The organism is Gottfriedia endophytica (assembly GCF_017814275.1).
GTDB lineage: Bacteria > Bacillota > Bacilli > Bacillales > Bacillaceae_G > Gottfriedia > Gottfriedia endophytica.
Map to the genome: position 1 here is coordinate 86,941 of NZ_JAGIYQ010000002.1, position 19,653 is coordinate 106,593.

Genomic DNA, 19,653 nt, shown 5'->3' on the forward strand with positions numbered 1-19,653 from the left:
TATGCACATGCATAAAATGGAGAAAATTTGGCTTTTTATTGGTATTGGAACTCTAATTTTATTTTTAGCAATTGTAGGCGTTAACGCATTTTATATGGGAAATAAGCCACCTAGCTGTATAGCAACAATTAATCCAGATCGTGTTAGTTCTACTCCACCTTTTAATCATCCAGGAGTAAAACAAATTGGAAAAAATCATTATCAAGTGACTGTTGTCGCATCTGCTTTTTCATTTGATCCAGGGGATATAAAAATACCTCTAGGAGCAAAAGTTGACTTTGTTGCAGCTACAAAGGACGTAGTACATGGCTTTGAAATTGCAAAAACAGACGTAAACTTTATGATTGAGCCTGGATATATAAGCACTTATTCAACTACTTTTAAAAAACCAGGTGAATATTTACTCCTTTGTAATGAATATTGCGGAACTGGTCACCAATTAATGGCTACCAAGTTGGAGGTTGTTGGCAATGAACAATAATTCGATTATTAAAATTGATAAAAAAGATGGAAAGCTTGCATTAGCTCATTTTTACGTAGCTTTTTCTGCATTGTTATTAGGTGGTTTAGCAGGGCTTCTTCAAACTTTAGTTCGTTCAGGAAAAGTAACATTACCTGCTGGAATTAATTACTATCAAGTATTAACTGTTCATGGTGTTTTATTAGGACTTGTATTAACTACATTTTTTATCATCGGATTTCTTTTTGCATCCATGAGTAGAACATCAGGAACACTTAGTAACGGTGTTCGTAAAACTGGTTGGATTGGCTTTTGGGTTATGACAATTGGTACTGCATTAACTGCAACATTTATTTTATTAGGAAAAGCATCTGTCCTATATACATTTTACGCTCCACTTAAAGCTCATCCAGGGTTTTATATCGGTTTAACATTAGTTGTTGTAGGTAGTTGGATTAGTGGATTTGCTATGTTTGCTCATTATGCAAAATGGAAAAAATCAAATCCAAAACAAGTTGGTCCACTTTTAAGTTTCATGGCTATTATTACAATGGTATTATGGTTAATTTCAACATTAGGTGTTGCTGCTACTGCATTATTTCAGTACATCCCATGGAGCTTAGGCTTTGTAGATCGCATTGATGTATTACTAAGTAGAACGTTATTTTGGTATTTCGGTCACCCACTTGTTTATTTTTGGTTATTGCCAGCATACATGGCTTGGTATGTTATTATTCCAAAAATTTTAGACACACCAATTTTTAGTGATTCATTAGCTCGTATGTCATTTATTTTATTCTTATTCTTCTCTATTCCTGTAGGTTTGCATCACCAGCTATTGGAACCAGGAGTCGATTCATCATGGAAGTATGTACAAGTTGTTCTTACTTTTATGGTTATTATTCCATCATTAATGACAGCCTTTTCAATGTTTGCTACCTTTGAACGTTATGGTAGAAAAAAAGGAGCTACTGGTCTATTCGGTTGGTTTAGAGTTTTACCTTGGAACGATGCTCGTTTCTTAGCTCCTATGATCGGTATGTTATTCTTTATTCCTGCAGGTGCTGGTGGAATTATAAACGCAAGTAACCAATTAAACCAAGTAGTTCATAACACAATTTGGGTCACAGGGCATTTCCACTTAACATTAGCTACATCAGTAGTATTAACATTTTTCGGGATTGCGTACTGGTTAATTCCTCATATCACTGGTCGTAAGTTTACAAGGGAATTAAATTCTTTAGCCATTATCCAAACAATTACTTGGTCAATTGGAATGTTCTTTATGTCTTCTTCAATGCATTTAGAAGGTCTACAAGGTGCACCAAGAAGATCAGCATTCTCTACATATTTTAATTCACCGGTAAGTCATGATTGGATTTCTTACCAAATTGCTCAAGCAGTTGGTGGATCAATTCTTTTCATCGGAATTATATTAGAAATAATAATTATTATTAATTTACTTTTCCTTGCTCCTAAAGGAGAAACAGAATTCCCTGTTGGAGAAAGTTCTAATGAAGTTGAAAAAACACCACTTTATTTTGAAAACTGGAAGCTTTGGATTGCAATTACTGTATTATTAATTGTCTTTGCTTATTCAGTTCCATTGTATGATATGATACAAAATGCACCGATTGGATCAAAAGGTTTTTCAAATTTGATAAAATAGCCTTTTACTGATCGTTACAACTAAAAAGTCAGCAGATGATATAAAATCATCGCTGACTTTTTTTATTACCGTTGATTATTGCTCTACTTCTGCTAAATCATATAATGCTGAAAATTTATTTTCTAAATAGTCAATGTAATACTGAACATTTAATTCCTCACCTGTTACATCTCTTAATAATACCTTTGGTGTTTTTGTTTGACCATGTTGATGGATATTCGCTTTTAACCATTGTAATATTTCTTCAAATTCATTTTTTGCTACAAGTTCGTCAAAATTAGGAATGTCTTTTACCATTGAATTTTTAATTTGTGCTGCATACATAGCTCCTAATGCATATGTTGGAAAATAACCAAAGTATCCCATCGACCAGTGTACATCTTGTAAAACCCCTTCTTGATCATTACTTGGACGTATACCTATATATTCACTCATCTTCTCATTCCAAATTTCTGGTAAATCTTTCACTTCTATTGTACCTTCTAATAGTTCCTTTTCAATTTCATATCTTAGCATGACATGTAACGGATAAGTTAATTCGTCCGCTTCAATACGAATAAATGAAGGTTTGCTATGATTAATCGCTTTATAAAAATCATCTAAAGAAACATCGTCTAACTTACCTTCCAATTGCTCTTGTAAGCGATTATAATTTTTACTCCAAAATGCGTAGCTTTTACCTATCATTTTTTCAAAAAATAATGATTGAGACTCATGAATTCCAAGTGATGCTCCACAGCAGATAGGGAGTCCAGCTAACCCCGTTGAAATATTTTGTTCGTATAAAGCATGGCCACATTCGTGGATTGTACTAAATATTGCTTTATCAAAATTATTTTCATGAAATTTCGTTGTAACTCGAACATCACCTAAGTTTAACGAAGTAGCAAATGGATGAGCTGTTTCGTCTAGTCTTCCTGCTGAGAAATTATATTGTAAAGTTTCTAGTAAGCTCTCACATATTTCACGTTGTTTTTGTTTTGAAACAAATTGGGTCATTTCTTCTTTTTCAAAATTTTTACCAGTATTTGCAATTGCTTGTACAAGTGGTACAATTCGCTCTCTCACTGTTTGAAATACTTGGTCTAATTCCTTTACGGTCATTCCAGGTTCATACTGATCTAAATATGTATCATACTTACATTCTTTATAACCTAAATACTCAACAAAACGTTTTTTATATTCAATAATTTGCTCTAAGTAAGGTTGATATTTCTTAAAATCATTTTCATTCTTCGCTTCTGACCATACACTTTCCGCCATTGTTTGTAACTTAATATATTCACGATATTCTTCTGCAGGAATTTTCGTATTTCGGTCATATTGTCTTCTCATTTCTTTAACAGTTTGCTCTGTTTCGAATGATATAATGTTATTTCCAATTGCTTCTTCTAAGGTTGTTAGGTAATGAGCCATTACATCAGAAGTTGTCATTTTAAAAATTTCTGATGAGATTTCACTGATGACAATAGAACGTTGAGCTACGCTGTTTTTTGGTGCACCTGTTCGTAAATCCCAATACATTACTGAATTTGCTTCATTGTAATTTACAATTTTTCTAACATAATCCAAAAATGATTGCTCTACTTCTTTAAAGCTCATTTAATTCCCCTCCGATTTTAAATTCGAAATATTCTTTCAATAATAGTTTAACATAACTCCCTTACATTTCTTTATATGAGATCAAAAATAATAATCGACATGAGCCATTAAAAATGACTTAAAAATCAATATGTTTTATTGTAGATAAACTTTTTTACTAGTTATTAATTTTAGGATCTTTAACATTGTTACTATTTCAGTATGTGTAAGTTAATTTCCACTCCAGGATGCTCGCTTTCCTAGGGACGTGAGCTGAGCCTCCTCGTCGCATACGCTCCTGTGGGGTCTCAGCCTTCCCGCATCTCCCACAGAAGCCCTTCACCCTTCCGTTCCAATCATCTTCTATCTTTTAAATTACATAACCTAAAAGCAACAATCTTTAAATTACGAAAACAACCTAATTTTATAAAACAATATTTGGGTAAATAAAAAACTAGTTCCATTTCTGAAACTAGTCTTTTCGATTTTATAGTTTGTATAAACTTGTATATTTGTCTGTTAAATAGTTGATAAAATGAGTTACATTTAATTCTTCACCTGTTACATCAACTAATATTTCACTAGGAGTTTTAAGTCTACCATGTTGATGAATATTCTTTGTTAACCAATTAACAATTGGCTCAATTTGTCCCTGCTCTAAAAGTTCTTCATACGAAGGCATTTCTTTAACTAACGTATTTTTAAACTGAGCAGAATACATTGCACCTAATGCATATGAAGGGAAATATCCAAAATCTCCTCCAGACCAATGAACATCTTGTAATACACCTTCTGCATCATTTGAAGGAGTAATACCTAAATACTCTTCCATTTTTTGATTCCATACTCTAGGTAAATCCTTCACTTCTAAAGATCCATCAAACAACTCTTTTTCAATTTCGTATCTTACCATTATATGTAATGGGTATGTAAGTTCATCCGCTTCAATTCGAATAAGCGATGGTTCACTATGATTTACAGATTCGTAAAACTCTTCAAATGTTACATTTTCTAAATAATCTCCTGCATTATCTTTTAATACTGCAAATTGATTAGTCCAGAATTCTTTACTTCTTCCAACGATGTTTTCAAAGAAAAGTGATTGTGATTCGTGTATTCCCATTGAAGAACCACCACATAATGGTGTGCCAATTAATTTTGTAGAAATATTTTGCTCATATAGAGCGTGACCACATTCATGAATCGTACCAAATAACGCACTCATAAAATTGTCTTCAATGTATTTTGTTGTTACACGAACATCCCCTGGATTCAACGTAATTTGGAAAGGGTGCACTGATTCGTCTAATCTACCTGAATCGAAATTATAACCTAATTGAGTTAAAATATCTTCACATATTCTTTTTTGTCTTTGAATTTCTAATGGCTTAAATAAGAAGTCACCTTGTAATGATTTGCCTGTCTTTGCAATAGCTGCTACAAGTGGGACTAATTCTTCTCTAACTTTTTTAAATACTTCATCTAATTTTTTAGTAGTCATTCCTGGCTCATATAAGTCTAGTAAAGTATCATATTTTTTATCATTATATCCCCAGTATTCAATAAATTTCTTTTTCGCTTCAACAATTTTTTCTATAAATGGTTGGAACTTCTCAAAATTAGCTTCCGCTTTTGCCTCTTCCCAAGCTGATTCACTAAGTGCAGTTAATTTAACAAACTCTCTATACTCTTCTGGTGGGATTTTTACATTTAAGTTATAGTCTTTACGACACTCTTTTACTGATTTTTCTGTAACGTCCGATAACACTCCAGTACCGATAACGTTTTCTAGTTTTGTTAAATAATCATTCATCTCACTAGATGTTGACATTGCAAAAACTTCTGCCGATAATTGACTAATAACATTTGAACGTTGTTCTGCACCATTTTTGGGAGCACCAGTACGTAAATCCCAATACATAACACTAATTGCTTCATTATAATTCATCATTTTCTTGTTAAGTTCTAAAAATTGTTGTTCAATTTTTTGGATTTCCATATATATACGTCTCCAATCTTTTCTAATATTCAATTAATTGTAACATAAAAAATATGAAACCAAATAGATTGTTTTATTTTTACTGAATAAAAGGAGGTACAATTTATGAATATATTATTATTAGGAGCAACCGGTAGAGTTGGTTCGATCATTCTTGATCTGTTATTAAAAACAGATCATTGTATAACAGTGCTTGTTAGAGAACCTAACAAATTACCATTTCAACGTTCTAACTTAAAAATAATAACTGGAGACGTATTAAATGAAAAAACACGTACTAACGCTTTATCTGGCATAGATGGTGTCATAAGTTCATTAAATACTGATGGAAATGATACATTAAGTAAAACCGCAGAGCGAATTATCCCATTATTGGTTTCAAACAATATTAAACGGATCGTTACAATTGGTACTGCTGGTATCCTTAATTCTAGAGTAGACCCTGCAATTTTAAGGTATAAAAGTGCAGAATCAAAACGAAAATCTCAAACTGCTGCTCAGGACCATGAGAAAGCATATTACCTTTTCCAAAAAAGTAACTTAAACTGGACAATTATATGTCCTACTTATCTACCAGAAGGTGAAATCACTAAACAGTATCGAATTGAAGAAGATTTTCTTCCATTAAACGGTCAATCCATTTCAACTGGGGATACCGCTCATTTTACTGTAAACGAATTTTTCAATTGTAAACACATTGGTAAACGTGTAGGGATTTCTTATTAAATAGAAAATGCCTGTAACTTTTCGATTACTTAGGCTTGTGCTTAGTAATCGAAAAGTTACAGGCATTATTTTTATTTATTCTATCGTTAGATTATTTGCTTTAACAGGTAAAATAGTATGAACCTTTTGAAGAGTACTTTCCTTCACATTTGAATCTACATAGATCATAATTTTACCACTATCTCCATTACTTCGAATTAATCGTCCAATACCTTGTCTTAGTCTTAGAAGCATATAAGGCTCATCAACTTCTTCATACCAATTGTTCACACTATTTCGTTTTGCTTGGAATACTGGATCATTTGGAGGAAACGGTAATGAATGGATAATTACTTGGTTTAGTGATTCTCCTTGTATATCAAGCCCCTCCCACAAATGAACAGCACAAAGTACTGAATGAATCTCATTTTGGAATTTAGAAACAAGTGTACTTATTTCTTCTTGTCCCTCAAAATAGATAGGAAAATCCATTGACTCATTTTGAGTTTGTAATTTAAATTCATTTAATTCCTGAACAGAATTAAATAAAACAAGTGTACTTCCTTTATTTTCATTCATGTTTTTAATGATTGAGTCATTTTTTAATGCATTTTCTGTTGAATAATTTTGTATCACATCTATTTTCATTAGTTCTTCATATTCGAATGGCGAATTCACAGAAAACGATAAATACTCTTTTACGCCTAAACTGTTTGAAATATAATCAAATGAATTATTTTCAGATAAAGTTGCAGAAGAAAAAATCATTGGAATTTTTAATGAGAATACTTTTTCTTGTAATAATTCATTTACTGCCCTAGGCATAATCACTAACGTTAATTCATTTTGATATTCTTCTAGCCATAATATTGCAGTCTTTTCATTTAAAAATAAATTTAATGACATTTCGATATCATCTAAATGTTCATCTACAATATTTAACTGATATTCATCCATCGTATACATTTCACTTTCAAAAACAAGTTCATCACCAATTTGGGCAATTTGTTTACGAATTTTTTCTCCTGTGCGGATTATTTCATCAGATTTATTTACTTCTAAACGATTCGAGCCTTTGATCATTTTTGATTCACGATCTAATAAATAGAAGAACTCATCATATGTTTCTAAAGTATCTTCTAACAATTCTCTAAACGTTTCCCTTGTTCCAGTTTGCATTAAATGTGTGAAGAAGCGATTTAATGTTTCTTGTTGTAGACGATATGTTAATGATTTTTGAGCAGCAAATTCTAGAAGATGACCTTCATCAAATACAACACAGCTTGGTGATGGTAAAAGTGGTAGCTGACCTTCTCGTTTTCTTGAATCAGCAGTCCAAATATGTTCCATATAGAAATCTTGTGAACATACAATTAAATCAGTTGCTTTTCGATATTGATCTCTCGATAAAGTTTGACCACATCGATGTCTTTTTTCACATGTTGCACAATCTTGAAAATAGTCATACCCTACTGTTCCCCATTCTTCATCAGTAAGATCTTTATGTTCAGTACGATCTCCGTAAGGATAAAAAGCTTGAAGTGTACTATAATCATGAACAAATGAAGGTAAATTTTCGTAAATGCCTAAAACTTTATCACTTGCATCTAGGTTCCCTCTTTGCTCATCTAGCTTATTTAAACATAAATAACTTGTAGGAGATTTTGCTAATCGAACATCGACATCTAAGTTTAAAGCCTTTGATAATTTTTCAATATCTCCATTCTTTTTGACGAGCTGTTCAATTAGTGATTCATCTGCACATGCAATAATTGCTGGTTTACCAGTGTATCGTGCATAACAAATACTATATAACAAATAAACAAACGTTTTACCTGTTCCAACACCGGCTTCCGCAAAGATAATTTTCTTTTCTTTAAATGCTCTTTCAACTTGGTAAGCCATGAATATTTGTTCATCACGAATTTCATATCCGGCATCAGGAAGTAGTTCATAAAATACATCCCCGATCCATTCACCTAATTTATCAATGAAGCTATCTTGCTTAGACACTTCAAATGGTAATTTTCTTGTATTAACCATATGTACCCCCTACATAGAAAAAAGTCCTCAATGAAGACTCTTTTTCAACAACACGTTTTTATTTTAAATAGAAACTTTTATTTTTAATTTAGCGTAAAATCTATCATACAAAATATAAGGATAAATTACAACAAACACTTCTAATAATTTATTTAAAGATCATTTCAAATCTAATATAGATTAGTTTATTCATTTGCTTTTTACATTTTGGCTGTTTTAGGCAAATTTGTTGCTATTTTAGAATACGTTAGTTGATTACAAATCCAGGATGCTCCCTTTCCATGGGGCGTGAGCTGAGCCTCCTCGTCGCATACGCTCATGCGGGGTCTCAGCCTTCCCACTATTCCCATAGGAGTCTCGTACCTTCCATTGTAATCAACTTTTGTCTTCATAGTTACAAATCTCAAAAGCAACAATCTTTTAGAAAAGAGCATATTTATTTTATAAAATGAAAAAACCACCAAGATAGGTGGCGAAAGTTGTACTAAAGAATATAATTCACATTATTGTCTTTTTATAATTGGAAATTCCATTTAATTCGCAGTCCAAAAATCCATCGCGACCATTTTCAATTGAGAGTCTGTGATCCAAAAATACCCTTTTTGTCCCCATCCTTCTCCCCAGCTGTTTAGCACTTTATATGTTGTGGTATTAGCATCACTTTTATAATCAACAATTAAGACCTCGTGACCACCTAGTACATGCTCATGTTGAGATGGTGTTACAAAGATTCCAGATCTTGCTACACTATCAGACTCAAAGGATTCGTATACTACCATACCGAGAGAAACAGTTAATCCATCAGCTAATGCCGTTTTTAATATATCGTAATTAGGTACACGGTAATAATTATTAATTTTGTATTCAGGAGCTTCAATTTCAGCTTGTTCTGATGGAACGGTTAAATAATCATGATCATTATATGGCATTGTACTTTCTAAACAAACGCCAAATTCTTTAAGTGTTCGCATACCGTCTCTTGATTCTGCCCCCGAGTCCTCTCTTGTTGTTCCTTCATAATTTCGTTCATGCCAGTAGATATAAGCTCTACTAAGTACTTGAAATGGCTTTTCAGCTTTCTTTAATAAGTACATTCTCATACTAGCAAATGCGTTAGCTGTACATGAACCTTCTTGCCCTTGGTCAAATACCCAATCGATTATAATTGAATTATTCGTTTCTGAAGGTAAATCTGAAACAGTTTTGTAATTAGGACTTACATAAATCTTATCGCGCAAATCTTTAGAATCATGGATAATATTATACTTCATCGTATTCATCCTCCAATATTCATATTTTTTTGCTACTATCTAATTACATAAAACTTTTTAAGCTGGTAACTGTATTTGTGATGATCTTCCAATACATTCACCTTCTTAAACCTTTTTTATTTGACATCAATAAGCAAAATTCCTTCAAGACAAAGGAAAAAATTTATTAACAAAGAATATAAATATATATGATTAATTAGGATTGAGAGGGCGTAAAACGTTGTATGTCGGTATTGTAATTGCATTTATCATTGGACTAACTTTTATAATTACTGGTCTATTTTTAAAGCATAAGCCACCAAAAGAGATTAATGATTATTATGGATATCGAACCTTCCGTTCAATGAAAAATATTGAATTATGGAATGAAGCTAATCAGCTTAGCGCTAAAATCATGATTAAAAATGGTTATATCATCATGATTTTAGGAAGTATTATTGGTATTGGAATTGGATTTAAGTATGAAATTGTTTCAGTTTTTTTAACAATTGGATTAATGGGGTTATTAACAATTCTTATGTTTATTAAGGTAGAAAAAAGATTAAAGCAGTTAGACAGATAAACTCATCATATATTTATAATTCAAAAGAGTCACACCTTTCTCTATTTAAAAGAGAAAAATGTGACTCTCATAATTTCAACAGTCTTGATTAGTCCTCTGATCGACGAGGTGGTCTCTTACCAAAATACTGATAGTAGTCCGTTTTAATAAACCCATTAAATAACTTACGCTTTTTCGATGCTGGTGCTCCGTAGCATTCTTCAAAGCCTTCATGACTTGTCATGACATATACTGACCAAGTATCAAGTGGTCTAAACACTTTCCCCATATCACTATATAGTTTTTCGACATAAGGTCGGTCATTTAGACGCTCACCATAAGGAGGGTTCGCAACAACGTAGCCATAGTCTGATTTTGTTGTAAAATCCTTTACTTGCATTTGCTTAAATGAAATAATATCACCTAATCCAACTTCTTCTGCATTTTCTTGTGCAACACGAATCATTCGGTGGTCGATATCTGACCCAATTATATTTAATGGTTGGTCATAATTTGCCAAATCTTCTACTTCTTGTCTTGCTTCATTCCAGCGTTTATTTCCAATCCAATGCCAATCTTCGGATGCAAAACTTCTAAAAGAACCTGGAGCAATGTTTTGTCCAATTAAGGCTGCTTCGATGGCTATTGTTCCTGAACCACAATACGGATCAACAAAAGGAAGATCCGGATTCCAATTTGTTAACATGACTAATGAAGCTGCAAGTGTCTCTTTTAAAGGTGCTTCTCCTTGAGCTACTCGGTATCCGCGTTTGTGTAATCCTTCTCGACCAGTTGTGTCAAGTGTTAATGTTGCAATATCCTTGACTAGCGAAACTTCAATTCGAAATAATGGCCCATCCTCTATTAACATTCCTTGGATGTTTTGAGTTGCTTTCAATTTATCAACAATTGCTTTTTTAACAATCGCTTGACAATCAGATACAGAAAATAACTTGGATTTTTGAGATTTTCCTAAAACCGGAAATTGAGCATTTCTTGGGATATATTTTTGCCAAGGTATTGCTTTTGTTTTTTCAAATAGTTCATCAAAAGTTGTAGCTTTAAATTCCCCGATTAAAATCTTAATTCGATCTGCTGAACGTATCCATAAATTTGCACGACATATTCCACTTTCATCTGCTTTAAATAGTACACGTCCATTTTCAACTGTTACATCTTCATATCCTAAGTTTTTAATTTCTCTTGCAACTAATGCTTCAATCCCCATTGCTGCTGTAGCAATTAAAGTATATGTAGCCAATTTAATCACCTATTCCATTCATAAATGAATGGTCTTCTATGTATTTTTTATTTTAGTTTTACCTTTTATAGAAAAAACTCTCCTACTCTAAATAGGAGAGTTGTTTACCTATACTATATTATCACTTCATATGTTCTGTAAGCCATGTTTTGTCCCTTCGTACTACAGACGGCTTTTAACCTCGTACTCCGGTGGTAATCATCTATCTACAGAGTAGTAACTCTGTCCCTTTCTAAGTTCAATTCCTTCGAAAGGATTCCCCTACCATTATTTGGGTTTCTCGCTCGTGGGGTTTACCTCGTTCCACTCCTCTCATTTCTTCGAGGACTACGTCACTGTGGCACTTTAAAGGTAGTAAAGCCATATCCAGAAGGACTTAGGCTAGTTCCCTGCCGTTAGCCTTTTAACAGACTACCCTAGCTTATGACTTCGCTAGGCACGAACACTACAGCCATCTCAGGACTGTGCGAGCATGGACTTTCCTCAACAACGTCAAGCGTTGCAGCGATTACCCGAACATATTGAAATGAACATTTCTTAGTATAGTAAATTCTACTTTATAATGCAATCTTTTTTAGAAAGAAAGTTTACTTAAATTATTCATACAATTTACTTCCAAACACATGTTTTTCTAAATTCGATAGTCTTTTTAAAATATCTGTGTTTGTATTTGTAAAAGGTGTTACATTACTTTTTTGATCATCTAAAAGTTTTTTATACTTTGCATTTTCTTGTTGTAAAGAAACAATTTGATTTTGAAATGCTTCATAATCTTTTATAATAACGTCTAAAAATTTATCAACTTCTTCTTGGCTATAACCACGCATTGTCGTTTTAAATTCTTGGTGTAGAATATCTTTTATTGTAAGTTGTCCTTTTTTTGTATCCATTTATTTCACCCCAAAGCATTAGAAATATTTACAATCTATTCTTTCAAAGTCTTTTTAAATTGTCAATTATCTACACTATGTAAATCAAATTAGAATTTAATCATACATCGTTTCTTCATCAACAATTGCTTGTAGTTCATCAAAGGTTACTTGTATTAATTGGTAATTTCCAATTTCACACTTTTTTTTAGCAATATCATACATATACTTTGGACTGCCTTCCTTTTCAGGATCATAAAATAATAAACAAGCATCACTTTTTTCAATTAAGAAAACATTTTTTGCAATTAATTGTTGTGGTGATTCATATGGTTTTCTTGAAATTGAATCAACATGATCTGCGAGCATAAGAATTTCTTCATAATACAATTTATTTTGTTCATTCCAATTTTGCTCTTGGTTTTCATATGGAGTAAATATACCTAATTGAAGATTAGGAAAAATTTCTTGTAATTTTTGTACTACTTCTGCTGCCCATAATTCTGTACCAAGTTGTCCAGAAATAATGACCCACTCTAATCCTTCTTCTATTAACGGTACAACGCTTTTTAAAATCGCTTTTTGTATGTATTGTACTGCTTTGTGATTATTTGAGAATATCCCTAATTCTGATGACTTATATCCAGATATTGTTAATATTTTCATTAAGATGCTCCAATTAATTGAAAGGAAGAACCTTTTCTAAAAGATTCTTCCACATGATTTTCATTTGCATTTTAAAATTAATTTTAATTCTCCCGTGAATAAGAGACTATTTCTGCACTAATCAGTAATATTAAATCAAATATTACTTAAGACATGATGTTTAAAAATTACATCATTGGCATGCCTGGTCCCATTCCCATTGGCATTGTTCCTGGCATGCCTGGTCCCATTCCCATTGGCATTGTTCCTGACATTCCTGGTCCCATTCCCATTGGCATTGTTCCTGACATTCCCGGAGCCATTCCCATCGGCATTGTTCCTGGCATTCCTGGAGCCATTCCCATTGGCATTGTTCCTGGCATTCCAGTTGCACCTCCATATGGCGTAGCAACTGGAGCTCCTGGATATCCTGGCCCAACTCCTGGATATCCAGCCCCAATTCCTGGATAACCTCCATCAAAAAATGGTGGATGATTTACAGCAGGTAATGGTTGTAAATTATTTACTACAGATGTTGAATGTGGGAAATAATTTTCAGGTTGAATCAAATTATGTTGTACGATTGTTTCATGTGATGGGTAAACATTCGGTACAATTGTTGTAGAAAATACATGCTCTACACTATCTACTATAGGATGAACAACTGCTGGCATTACATGCGCTGGTAATACGTGTGCTGGTCCATAACATGGTAAGCAATGATGATACATATCTCTTCTCCTCTCCTACTATTTAAAAAACCTTACATCAACAGTTTATGTAGAAGAAAAAAAGACGTTCGTTATACATGCCTACTTTTTTCTAGGATAAAATTACATATAGAGCTTGTTTAAAGCTTGTAAATAATACTGTTATTAACATTAACGTAATAAAAAACAAATACAATATGGTGTTTTTCAACTATGCTCTCTCCATTGTCACATTATTTCATAATAATTAATTATTTTAAGGGGTTTTTGTTAAAGAAACAATAAGAAGAATAAAATTATTTCAAATAATTTTTTAACAAATTTTTAAATATTTTACTCTAATGAGGTAAATTAGTTTAAATCTCATAAATATGTTCCAAATCATTTTTAAGATATTTTTAAAGTTTTAAGCTTTTTTACAACAAAAAAGAATAACGATTAAAATTAATTTCTAAGTTGTAATGAAATATGTATCTTTTATTTGAAATAGACAATACAGTCAGATATAAGTTTATCTACATCTGATCGTATTGTCTATAAAATATGATTTACTAATTTTTTACTATTATTTATGTTTGCTTCTCACTACTTAAATAAAAATCCCACTTGCTTAAACAAACCACCTACTTGATTCATCGTATTCATAAACTGTCCTGCTGTATTCATCATTTTTGACACATCATACGTACCATTATTATTTTTAAATTGATTAATAATTGATGCAATTTGATTTTGTTGTGTATTGTTCCCGTTTACCCCTTTTGGATTTGTAGGATATGGTTTATATGGACCTTGCATCATTGGCTCTGCAAATGGACCCATTTGTGGGTGAGGTTGAAATGGAAAAGGCTGTTGTTGAAAAGGAAATTGTTGCATGTGATGAGGAAATTGCTGATTTTGATACATCTGCCCCCCTTCAAACATTTCAGTTTGCTGATTAGTTGACATAGATTGTCCTTGAATTGTCTGAGGAATAAAGGCGTTTTGCGATTGGGGCATTGAATGTATTTGTTGCATACCATTTTGAAATTCTGGAACTTCCCCAAACAAATTTTGATTAGGTTGTAACGCAGTATTCATTCCGTTAAATTGGTTTGGATTACTTTGGGCTGACTGTATTGATTGGATTGGCTGGATTACATTCTCATACCTTTGAACCGGTATATAGTAAGAGTATGCATTTGGTGTAATTGGATATGGACTATTATAAAGATTTGATTGAAATTGCATATTATTGGAAGGATGAAAATTTCTTGGATCATAATCATTATAATACATTTTAATTCCTCCAACTTTCTATTCTACAGTATTTGTATGAATATAGAGCCCAATCTGTGACTTTTTTATTTGCTCTTTTCTAATAGATTGTTGCTACCCGAGATTTGGAAAGATAGTAGTTGATTCGGGCGGAAGGTACGAGACTCCTGTGGGAAAAACACGGGAAGGCTGAGACCCCGAAGGCTTGCCGAGGAGGCTAGTTCACGCCACGCGGAAAGCGAGCAACTTGGAGTTGTAATCAACTAACGCATTCTAAGATAGCAGCAAATAGCCTTTTTATCATACGGAATATGTCATTTTCTGTCGGAAGTCTCAATTTTATAAAAAATTTAAAATACAAAAAATTATGATACATTAAAAGTGTAAGGAACGAATAAATCTTGCTTCAAATGATGTACGAATAAACGTATTTTGGAGGGATTATAGTGACATTAGAGGAACTACGTGTAAAATTTTTAGATGTAAAAAGTTACGAGCCTGTTAATCTTAATCAATTAATGGATTTTCTTCAGTACTTCTATATTAAAGGAGAAATATCAGTTAATAACTACCGAACTTTAATTCAAACTTTGGAATTGTCAGGCGCAAGTAAACCAGCATACATAACGGAAATAAGCCAAAATGTAGAAGTTTTTTAACACAATATAAAAGGTTATCTTTTAGTCAATTTACCAAAAGATAACCTCTTTTTTTCAAAATGCTAATTTTCCTAGATTTATAGGTGTGCGAATCCAATTCCCACCATCATTTACTTGATTGATCTTTTTTTCGAAATGATGGAGATGCATTGTAGTGAGTTGTATTTGTTGTAATAAGGTTGAATTTTCATTTACAATCTTTTGATTTACCTTCAACGATAATGTATGTTCAATTAACTCAATTTCATTCAATAATTCATCAATCACATTACAAATTGAATCTTTTTGAATCATATCCATTTCTTCCATCTCCTCTCATCTTATTGATTCATATTCTTTTTTTCATCTTACTTTCCTTCCATGGTGACAAAACTAGTACATTTTCGATAAACATAGTGTTTTTTTTCATCAAGTTAAAAAATTTCGACATAAACTAAGTATTTTCTAATTTAATATTCATTAATGATAAATAATCTTAATCATTAATCCATTTATAAAACCTTACATTTTCCCGGTTCCTTTAAGAATAAGTTTTATAAGTTACTCGCTATCTTTCTTTCTATTAATTAATTATAATAATTTAGTTTCATAGAGTCTTACAGATAAATTGATTACACACTTAACGACGTTTTTTTGATATAATCGAACCGTATGTGGAAATTGGAGCTGGTAAAATTGACTGTATTATATCCAAATAGGAAGAGATCAAATTTCAATCATGTGAATGAGGATAAATCAAAAATAGGTAATACTTATAGTAACAGAGGTATGTCATTAGAAGATGATCTTAACTTAACCAACTTGTATTACTTATCAAATGGAATTGCAAACATTCACAAAAAACCAACACCCATTCAGATCGTGAAAGTTGATTATCCTAAAAGAAGTGCCGCCGTTATACGAGAGGCATATTTTAAACAACCTTCTACGACAGACTATAATGGTATTTATAAAGAAAAATATATTGACTTTGAAGCAAAAGAAACGAATAATAAGTCTAGCTTTCCACTACAAAATTTTCATTCCCATCAAATCAAGCATATGCAAAGTGTTATCAAACACGGCGGAATTGCGTTTGTCATCTTAAAATTTTCGATGTATAATGAAATTTATTTTCTAAAGGCTTCAGATATTCTAGCATTCTGGGACCGTCAAGAAAATGGTGGAAAAAAATCAATTTCTAAAGCAGAAGTTGAACAAGTAGGGATTCTTATAAAAACTAGTTATCCAGATTTTGTACCTTACTTAAAATGTATTGATGAGCTTTATCAGTTATAAATAATGATCGAGCTCAACTTGAAAGGCAGGAGTATTCTATGTCAGAAAATTATCGTTCACGAGAAGAACGTAAAAAAATGGAGAAACCAAATAATAATAATCATAAACCCAAAAGTAGTTCTCCAAAAAAACGAGAAGGACTTTGGAAAAGAATCACATTAACAATATTAACAATTGCAGTAGTTTGTATACTTGCTGGGATTGGAACTTTTTACTATTTAGTTAGTGATGCGCCAAAATTAGATCCGAAAAAATTACAAGACCCTCTTTCCTCTAAAATTCTAGATAAAGATGGAAATGTCATTGCTGAAGTTGGTACTGAACAACGAACAAAGGTAACATATAATCAAATTCCTAAAGTAGTAGAAAATGCTTTTATCGATACAGAGGATGTTCGATTTTACCAACATAAAGGTGTAGACGTTCGAAGAATTTTTGGAGCGATTCTAGCTAATGTTACTGGTGGATTCGGTTCTGAGGGTGGAAGTACAATCACTCAGCAGGTTGTTAAAAACTCATTACTATCTAGTAAAAAAACAATTAGACGTAAAGTACAAGAGTGGTATTTAGCATTCCAGCTTGAACAAAAATATTCTAAACAACAGATTTTAGAAATGTATTTAAACAAAGTTTATTTCTCAAATGGCGCAGGTGGCCCTGGAGTTTATGGTATTGCTAAAGCATGCCAAACTTATTTTAATAAAGACTTAAAGGATATTACCCTTCCTGAAGCAGCAATGCTTGCTGGTATGGTTCAAAGTCCAAATAATTACAATCCTGCAACTCATCCACAAGCTGCAGAAAACCGTCGTAATATTGTTTTAGGTCAAATGTTAAAATACGGATCTATTACGCAAGAACAATTTGATAAAGCAAAAGCAATTCCAATGAAAAGCTTAGTACACGTACAACCACAAGAGTCACAACCTTACCAAGCATTTATAGATGAGGTTGTTAAAGAAGTTAAACAAGAAACAGGTGCTGATATCTATACTGAGGGTTTAACAGTTCAAACTACTTTAGATCCAAAAGCACAAAAAGAAGCTGATGATATTACAAATCGAGGCAATGGATTCTATCCAAACGACGATTTCCAAGCTGGTTTCACTTTAACTGATACTAAAACTGGTGAAATCCGTGCTATTGGAGCTGGTCGTAACGCTGCAAAAGGTGGCTTTAACTATGCAACAGATATTCAACGTCAACCTGGTTCATCAATTAAACCAATTCTAGATTATGGTCCTGCAATTCAGTATTTAAAATGGTCTACTTTTCATCAAATCGATGATTCGTCAAACTTCCATTATTCTGACGGGACACCTGTAAATAACTGGGATAAAAAGGGCTATGGCCAAATGTCTATTCGTTATGCACTTGAGCAATCACGTAATATTCCAGCTATTGAAACCCTTCAACAGGTTGGTTTAGAGAATGCAAGAGGTTTTGCTGATGGTTTAGGAATTCATTTAAATCACATCTATGAATCATATGCAATCGGTGGATTTGATGGAGTATCTCCTTTACAGATGGCAGGTGCATATGCTGCATTTGGTAACGGTGGTGTTTATATTAAACCACATGCTGTTACAAAAGTTACTTTCCAAGACGGTACTGAACAAGATCTTACACCAAAACCAAAGCAAGCTATGAGTGATTATACTGCATACATGATTACTGACATGCTTAGAGGTGTTGTAAAGTCTGGAACAGGTACTAAAGCTAGGGTTCCTGGCTTGGATATGGCTGGTAAAACAGGTACTACAAACTATGATCAAGCAACTCTTGCTAAATTTGGGTTCCCTAGTAATGCAACTCATGATAGCTGGTTTGTTGGCTATACTCCTGATGTAACAGTTTCTGTATGGACTGGTTATCCAATAAATAAAACAGGTGAGTACTTAGGAAAAAACTCATCAAATATCGCAAAATATATTGCAAGAGATATGTTAGCAGCAACTGCTGATTACAATTCTAGGTTTAAACAACCAAGTTCTGTTTACGAAAACAATGGTGAGCTTTATATTAAAGGTGAAAAGGTTGATAATGTACCTACACCAAAAACAATAAAAGCACCAAGTCAAGTAACTACTAGCTTCAATCCAGTTACTTCAAACATTGACTTGACATGGAATTATCCAGCAGATTTATTACCATCAACTACTTTTGAAGTTGCATATGATGTAAATGGACAAAAAGCTACACCATTATCAATTAAAGATACGCAAGCTTCAATACCTAGTATTATGCCTGGTGATAAGGTTAATATATCTATTACTGCGATTACAGCCGATGGAAGAAGTTCTACTGTTAAGGTTTCAGTAAACTTATCTAACAATGTAAATCCTAACCCAAATGGTAATAATGGAAATCCAAATCCTAATGGTAATAATGGAAACCCAAATACGGGTAATCCGAATAACGGGAATCCAAATACAGGTGACCCAAGTACGGGTAAACCAAATACCGGGAATCCAAATGATGGGAATCCTAATGGAAATCCTAACAATGGAAACAATTCTGGTGGAAAAAATGGAAATCCTAATAATAACGGGAATCCTTCGACTAATCCACCGAGTCAGCCTGTTAAACCAGGCAATTCAGGTACAACCGGATTAAAGAATCAAACTTCTTATATCAAGCCAAATTCGCAAAATCGATTAAATAATTCAAATTCAAATAATAAAATTGTTGCATAACAAAAAAGA

At 32.6% G+C, this 19,653-nt stretch carries 17 protein-coding genes and 1 other RNA gene; 7 read left to right on the forward strand and 11 right to left on the reverse strand.

Annotation, left to right across the window (positions count from 1 at the left end):
- Position 1 precedes the first annotated feature (1 nt).
- Positions 2-481, forward strand: coding sequence for a cytochrome c oxidase subunit II (locus tag J5Y03_RS03065; protein ID WP_209402424.1), 480 nt, complete (start codon positions 2-4; stop codon positions 479-481).
- Positions 471-2,129, forward strand: coding sequence for a b(o/a)3-type cytochrome-c oxidase subunit 1 (locus J5Y03_RS03070; RefSeq protein ID WP_209402425.1), 1,659 nt, complete (start codon positions 471-473; stop codon positions 2,127-2,129). The genes J5Y03_RS03065 and J5Y03_RS03070 overlap by 11 nt, the downstream gene beginning before the upstream one ends.
- Before the next feature lie 75 nt (positions 2,130-2,204).
- Here J5Y03_RS03070 and J5Y03_RS03075 read toward each other — a convergent pair whose 3' ends face one another.
- A complete protein-coding gene (locus tag J5Y03_RS03075) occupies positions 2,205-3,731 on the reverse strand; it encodes a carboxypeptidase M32 (RefSeq protein ID WP_209402427.1) in 1,527 nt (508 codons plus the stop codon).
- A gap of 466 nt (positions 3,732-4,197) precedes the next feature.
- Positions 4,198-5,715 (reverse strand): carboxypeptidase M32, encoded by a 1,518-nt coding sequence (locus tag J5Y03_RS03080; RefSeq protein WP_407648400.1) that lies wholly within the window; start codon positions 5,713-5,715, stop codon positions 4,198-4,200.
- 99 nt (positions 5,716-5,814) lie between these two features.
- Here J5Y03_RS03080 and J5Y03_RS03085 point away from each other — a divergent pair, with 99 nt between their 5' ends.
- A complete protein-coding gene (locus J5Y03_RS03085) occupies positions 5,815-6,435 on the forward strand; it encodes an NAD(P)-dependent oxidoreductase (protein WP_209402431.1) in 621 nt (206 codons plus the stop codon).
- 75 nt (positions 6,436-6,510) lie between these two features.
- On the opposite strand, the gene J5Y03_RS03090 is transcribed toward J5Y03_RS03085, so the two are convergent.
- Both J5Y03_RS03090 and J5Y03_RS03095 read right to left on the reverse strand, forming a co-directional pair.
- Positions 6,511-8,457 (reverse strand): ATP-dependent DNA helicase, encoded by a 1,947-nt coding sequence (locus J5Y03_RS03090; RefSeq protein ID WP_209402432.1) that lies wholly within the window; start codon positions 8,455-8,457, stop codon positions 6,511-6,513.
- A gap of 533 nt (positions 8,458-8,990) precedes the next feature.
- The gene (locus J5Y03_RS03095) at positions 8,991-9,728 is read right to left on the reverse strand and encodes a C1 family peptidase (RefSeq protein ID WP_209402434.1); all 738 of its coding nucleotides are present in this window, start codon (positions 9,726-9,728) and stop codon (positions 8,991-8,993) included.
- Positions 9,729-9,948: 220 nt separating this feature from the next.
- Here J5Y03_RS03095 and J5Y03_RS03100 point away from each other — a divergent pair, with 220 nt between their 5' ends.
- Positions 9,949-10,290, forward strand: a complete 342-nt coding sequence (locus J5Y03_RS03100; protein WP_209402436.1) for an SdpI family protein — start codon at positions 9,949-9,951, stop codon at positions 10,288-10,290.
- Between the two features lie 88 nt (positions 10,291-10,378).
- On the opposite strand, the gene J5Y03_RS03105 is transcribed toward J5Y03_RS03100, so the two are convergent.
- The 6 genes from J5Y03_RS03105 to J5Y03_RS03130 form a co-directional block, all read right to left on the reverse strand.
- On the reverse strand, positions 10,379-11,530 hold the full coding sequence (locus tag J5Y03_RS03105; protein WP_209402438.1) for a THUMP domain-containing class I SAM-dependent RNA methyltransferase: 1,152 nt from the start codon (positions 11,528-11,530) through the stop codon (positions 10,379-10,381).
- Between the two features lie 133 nt (positions 11,531-11,663).
- Positions 11,664-12,050, reverse strand: an RNA gene (gene rnpB, locus J5Y03_RS03110) — RNase P RNA component class B.
- Positions 12,051-12,126: 76 nt separating this feature from the next.
- The gene (gene gpsB, locus J5Y03_RS03115; protein WP_209402440.1) at positions 12,127-12,420 is read right to left on the reverse strand and encodes a cell division regulator GpsB; all 294 of its coding nucleotides are present in this window, start codon (positions 12,418-12,420) and stop codon (positions 12,127-12,129) included.
- Between the two features lie 96 nt (positions 12,421-12,516).
- Complete coding sequence (locus J5Y03_RS03120; protein ID WP_209402442.1) at positions 12,517-13,065, reverse strand: DUF1273 domain-containing protein; 549 nt, start codon at positions 13,063-13,065, stop codon at positions 12,517-12,519.
- A 167-nt stretch (positions 13,066-13,232) separates the two neighbouring features.
- Entirely contained in the window at positions 13,233-13,775 is a 543-nt protein-coding gene (locus J5Y03_RS03125; protein ID WP_209402444.1) for a CotD family spore coat protein, read from the reverse strand.
- Positions 13,776-14,339: 564 nt separating this feature from the next.
- Complete coding sequence (locus J5Y03_RS03130; RefSeq protein WP_245208715.1) at positions 14,340-15,032, reverse strand: YppG family protein; 693 nt, start codon at positions 15,030-15,032, stop codon at positions 14,340-14,342.
- 425 nt (positions 15,033-15,457) lie between these two features.
- On the opposite strand from J5Y03_RS03130, the gene yppF reads away from it, so the two are divergent.
- Positions 15,458-15,670 carry a YppF family protein gene (gene yppF / locus J5Y03_RS03135; protein WP_209402446.1) on the forward strand — a complete coding sequence of 71 codons (213 nt, stop codon included), beginning with the start codon at positions 15,458-15,460 and terminating at the stop codon, positions 15,668-15,670.
- A gap of 54 nt (positions 15,671-15,724) precedes the next feature.
- Here the strand turns inward: yppF and J5Y03_RS03140 are convergent, their stop codons facing one another.
- Entirely contained in the window at positions 15,725-15,970 is a 246-nt protein-coding gene (locus J5Y03_RS03140; protein ID WP_209402448.1) for a hypothetical protein, read from the reverse strand.
- Positions 15,971-16,345: 375 nt separating this feature from the next.
- Between J5Y03_RS03140 and recU the strand changes: the two genes are divergently transcribed.
- Together recU and J5Y03_RS03150 are read left to right on the forward strand one after the other, a co-directional pair.
- Positions 16,346-16,948 carry a Holliday junction resolvase RecU gene (gene recU, locus J5Y03_RS03145; RefSeq protein ID WP_209402450.1) on the forward strand — a complete coding sequence of 201 codons (603 nt, stop codon included), beginning with the start codon at positions 16,346-16,348 and terminating at the stop codon, positions 16,946-16,948.
- Positions 16,949-16,986: 38 nt separating this feature from the next.
- The gene (locus tag J5Y03_RS03150; RefSeq protein WP_245208716.1) at positions 16,987-19,644 is read left to right on the forward strand and encodes a transglycosylase domain-containing protein; all 2,658 of its coding nucleotides are present in this window, start codon (positions 16,987-16,989) and stop codon (positions 19,642-19,644) included.
- Positions 19,645-19,653: the final 9 nt, after the last annotated feature.

Bases quoted from the DNA above. Each gene is read 5' to 3' on its own strand.
- J5Y03_RS03065 (WP_209402424.1), top strand. From the start codon at position 2: ATGCACATGCATAAAATGGAGAAAATTTGGCTTTTTATTGGTATTGGA.
- J5Y03_RS03070 (WP_209402425.1), top strand. From the start codon at position 471: ATGAACAATAATTCGATTATTAAAATTGATAAAAAAGATGGAAAGCTT.
- J5Y03_RS03075 (WP_209402427.1), bottom strand. From the start codon at position 3,731: ATGAGCTTTAAAGAAGTAGAGCAATCATTTTTGGATTATGTTAGAAAA.
- J5Y03_RS03085 (WP_209402431.1), top strand. From the start codon at position 5,815: ATGAATATATTATTATTAGGAGCAACCGGTAGAGTTGGTTCGATCATT.
- J5Y03_RS03090 (WP_209402432.1), bottom strand. From the start codon at position 8,457: ATGGTTAATACAAGAAAATTACCATTTGAAGTGTCTAAGCAAGATAGC.
- J5Y03_RS03095 (WP_209402434.1), bottom strand. From the start codon at position 9,728: ATGAAGTATAATATTATCCATGATTCTAAAGATTTGCGCGATAAGATT.
- gpsB (WP_209402440.1), bottom strand. From the start codon at position 12,420: ATGGATACAAAAAAAGGACAACTTACAATAAAAGATATTCTACACCAA.
- J5Y03_RS03120 (WP_209402442.1), bottom strand. From the start codon at position 13,065: ATGAAAATATTAACAATATCTGGATATAAGTCATCAGAATTAGGGATA.
- J5Y03_RS03125 (WP_209402444.1), bottom strand. From the start codon at position 13,775: ATGTATCATCATTGCTTACCATGTTATGGACCAGCACACGTATTACCA.
- J5Y03_RS03130 (WP_245208715.1), bottom strand. From the start codon at position 15,032: ATGTATTATAATGATTATGATCCAAGAAATTTTCATCCTTCCAATAAT.
- J5Y03_RS03140 (WP_209402448.1), bottom strand. From the start codon at position 15,970: ATGGATATGATTCAAAAAGATTCAATTTGTAATGTGATTGATGAATTA.
- J5Y03_RS03150 (WP_245208716.1), top strand. From the start codon at position 16,987: ATGTCAGAAAATTATCGTTCACGAGAAGAACGTAAAAAAATGGAGAAA.